Below are 3,034 nucleotides of genomic sequence, written 5' to 3'. Positions count from 1 at the left end.
TTCTGCCTCTTCTCTATTCTCACTATTTGCAGCATTAACTTTAGTACCAATGCTATCGGGATTGTTCCTCAAACAATCGGAAGCCATGCAAATGATGCAGGGTGGAGAATATCGGGGCGGTAATTGGTTTGAGCGCATGGTAGCCAAAACCTCTGCGGTGTTTCGTCATTTCCAAGGCAAACTGGAAAACTTTCTCGCCGCTACCGTTAGTTGGTCACTGGGACGTAGGCATATTCGTCGCAGATTAATTGTGCTGTCGATTCCGATTGTTTTATTAGTGGCTAGTATTTTTCTCTTGCCACCTGCTGATTATCTACCCGAAGGAAATCGTAACTTAGTTGTTTTACGGGCAGAACCTTTGCCGGGAACCAGTATCCCCGAAGCGATTCGGCAATCTGAATCTGTGCAAAAATTTCTGCGATCGCAACCAGAAGTTGAGCGCATTATGTATGTTGACCGTCCAGGGGCGCTGCGAGGTATTGCAACTATCTTAAAACCAGAATTTGCCACGACTACAGGACTCGCTGATATGGTGGATCGGTTACGGGCCCAAAGCAGCAACTTTGCTGGATACCGTTTTGTAATCCCAACACGGATTTCTATCTTCCGCGATCCGGGGAAAGAATTTGAAGTGGATATTGTTGGGGCTGATTTAAATCAGATTGGTGATTTAGAAAAACAAATTACCGGGAAATTACGATCGCTTGCAGGGGTTCAGAATGTGCGCTCAAACTTTGTATTGGGTGCAGGAGAATTACAAGTGATTCCCAACCGCGAACGCATCGCCGAAGTCGGACTTTCAGAAGCGGAAATTGGTTCGATGGTAGAAGCAGCATTGGGTGGTAAAGTTGCCTCCGATTACATTGATGGCAAAGAAGAATTAGATGTCTCAGTGGAACTGCAAAATACTGCTGTGGAAACCCCAGAGCAACTGCGCCAATTACCTTTATATGCACAAGGACGACAAGTGCAACTAGGGGATATTGCCGAAGTCGTGGAAACAACGGGAGCCGATGCCATTAACCACGTTGATTTAGAGCGCTCAATTACCCTTACAGTTTCCCTTGCACCCGATGCCCCTCTTGCTACGCTAGTAGAACGTACCGAAAAGGAAATTCTCGCTCCTCTGCGTGCCAGTTTACCAACAGGCTATCGTCTAGAACTGTCAGGTTCAGCAGATCAGTTAGCAACAACTGTTGGTCAATTAGCTGCTGCCTTTGCATTTTCGATTTTGATTACTTACTTGTTACTGGTAGCGTTGTATCGCTCATTCCTTTACCCAGTGGTGATTATGGCAACAGTGCCGATGGGTATGAGTGGCGCACTATTGAGCCTAGTGATTGCTAACATGATTCCGGGAATGAATGTGGCGTTGGATATGATTACAGCCTTGGGATTTGTGATTCTTACAGGTGTGGTTGTTAACAACGCCATTTTGCTAGTCGATCGTGCCTTGCAACTCCAGCAAGCAGGTGAAGATTTTGATGCATCCTTATATAATGCGACAAGCGATCGCTTACGGGCGATTTTCATGTCTGCTGGAACTAGTGTGTTGGGGATGTTACCGCTAGCAGTTTTACCGGGACAGGGTTCAGAGTTATATCAGGGGTTAGGCATTGTCTTAACAGGTGGTCTGGCTTTTTCTACGATTTTGACTCCTACTGTTGTACCTGCACTTATGGGTTTACTGTACGATCTTTCTGGACGTAAATCGCCGCGATCGCCAGCAGCAAAAAAGCCGGACAAACTAGCTACTAACTGATAATCATCTTTTAGAACCTAACCCTCTTCCATCACTCTTGAAGAAAGTAATCGCTGTAAGGCTTACGAGACTTCAGTTTCCAAGTTTTAGCTATATTTTTGAATTTCTATTAGAAAATAAAGCCTCAAACCTTGATTGGGTCATAGTTTCAGTTTTCTACTTCGATTATTGTTTTATGAGAGTGATAGAAGAGCGTTATCGTTCGATAGTATCTGCATGTCGGTGTTCAAGATAATGTCAGTAAAGCATTGATATGTCGCCGCACAAGATATTTTTGTTGATCTGCGGAGAACTGCTCAGGACAAATGACAACACCAGTGCCAATGCCATCCACTAGGGCAATGAGTGCATTGGCTTCGAGGGTTAAATCAAGATCGGCTCGAATCAGCAAGGCTTTTTGTAAGTCAGCTAACTCTTGAGAAATAATCTGCCGTAAAAGGTCATAGCGTTTTCGGTGTTCCTGAATAAGGCGATCGCGCCCGATAGAATAGCCCAAAAATGCCACCCAAACCTTCCAATCAGCTTTGTCAATGTCCTCCAGAGGTAGAGCCACAAAAATCATCTGTGCTAGTCTATCAATTCCTTGTCGTCCCTCGGCACAGGTTTTCATATCCTCTAGGACGTTTTCAAACACCTGTTCCAGAGCAAATAGGGTAAGTTCTTCTTTGTCTCGAAAGTAATGGGTAACAACCCCGGTCGAAGAGCCAAGTTCTTGCGCGATCGCCCGCATACTGGCACGGTCTAATCCTTCACGGACAATCACCCGCCATGCCGCTTTAGCGACTTCAATACGGCGATCGTCATAACTCATAGCTCTCCTCGGTTTACAGCAACATGAAACAAGTATCTTGACATCTTATCACAACAGTTGTTATGTTTTAAAGCGACATAACAACTGTTGTGATATTTACTTTAGAGACTAACCTGTTTTACACACACCGAATTTGCGATGATTCGACCGACCATACCCGATGACACAACTGCGCTGATTGCTTTAGCCCATGCAACCGGACTGTTCCAACCAAACCAACTTGATGAGCTTGGCGAAATGCTGTCCGATTACTTCGGTGGTAGCAGCGACAGCGATTCTCTACCAGACGGCACCGAACGCTTTTGGATTACCGACGATGACAACGGGGCGGTGGGGGTCGCTTACTGTGAGATGGAACGGATGACTGATCAGACGTGGAATCTACAGTTGATTGCTATCCGACCCGACCGCCAAGGACAAGGACGTGGTGCGATTCTGCTACGCTACGTTGAGCAAACATT

Annotated in this window: 3 protein-coding genes; 2 read left to right on the top strand and 1 reads right to left on the bottom strand. The window is 45.7% G+C overall.

Features of this window, described 5'->3' with window-relative positions; genetic code table 11:
- Positions 1-1,762: efflux RND transporter permease subunit (locus VE944_RS07350; protein WP_324974474.1), on the top strand; the 1,762-nt coding region annotated here is incomplete at its 5' end.
- A 226-nt stretch (positions 1,763-1,988) separates the two neighbouring features.
- Here VE944_RS07350 and VE944_RS07345 read toward each other — a convergent pair.
- Positions 1,989-2,573 (bottom strand): TetR/AcrR family transcriptional regulator, encoded by a 585-nt coding sequence (locus tag VE944_RS07345; RefSeq protein WP_324974471.1) that lies wholly within the window; start codon positions 2,571-2,573, stop codon positions 1,989-1,991.
- Between the two features lie 138 nt (positions 2,574-2,711).
- On the opposite strand from VE944_RS07345, the gene VE944_RS07340 reads away from it, so the two are divergent.
- Positions 2,712-3,034 (top strand): GNAT family N-acetyltransferase (locus tag VE944_RS07340; protein ID WP_324974469.1); only part of this gene is annotated, 323 nt, incomplete at its 3' end.

Source organism: Nostoc sp., from assembly GCF_035638895.1.
Lineage (GTDB): Bacteria > Cyanobacteriota > Cyanobacteriia > Cyanobacteriales > Nostocaceae > Nostoc.
This window is presented reverse-complemented; position numbering and strand designations above follow the sequence as displayed.